Source organism: Streptomyces sp. NPDC006872 (assembly GCF_040635845.1).
In the GTDB taxonomy this organism is placed as follows: Bacteria; Actinomycetota; Actinomycetes; order Streptomycetales; family Streptomycetaceae; genus Streptomyces.
Genome location: NZ_JBEYIL010000013.1, coordinates 1 through 566, shown reverse-complemented (window position 1 = coordinate 566; position 566 = coordinate 1). Strand labels below are relative to the sequence as shown.

The 566-nt window shown below is 59.2% G+C and carries 1 rRNA gene; it reads right to left on the bottom strand.

What is annotated here, in order from left to right:
• Positions 1-275: 275 nt before the first annotated feature.
• Positions 276-392, bottom strand: a 5S ribosomal RNA gene (gene rrf / locus ABZ725_RS33350).
• Between the last annotated feature and the right edge of the window lie 174 nt (positions 393-566).

The window sequence follows — 566 nt, the reverse complement described above, 5'->3', positions numbered from 1 at the left end:
ATCATCACGACGCGGACCACCACCACGACTGTCATCGCGACGGAAACCGCCACGCTGCTCACCACGGTTGGCACCGCGGTCGCCACGGTCCCCACTGTCCCGTCGCCGCTGGTCGCGCTCCGGTCGGTCGTCGGGAGAGTTGGTGGACATCGGTGACTCCTGTCTTCGGTACCGCAAACATTCTCGCGCAACCGGCTACCCGGCGCGCTCCAGAAAAGCAAAAAAGGACCCTTGGTCCCAGCTGAACGCTGGGACCAAGGGTCCTTCCAAAGATTGTTCGGCGGCGTCCTACTCTCCCACAGGGTCCCCCCTGCAGTACCATCGGCGCTGTAAGGCTTAGCTTCCGGGTTCGAAATGTAACCGGGCGTTTCCCTCACGCTATGGCCACCGAAACCCTAATGGTTTCGAGCGAACAAGCACACTTTTTACTTGTTTTCAGCTCTAGCCGGCAACAGTCGTTGCCTCAGAACTAACACAGTGGACGCGAGCAACTGAGGACAAGCCCTCGGCCTATTAGTACCAGTCAGCTTCACCCATTACTGGGCTTCCACATCCGGCCTATCAAC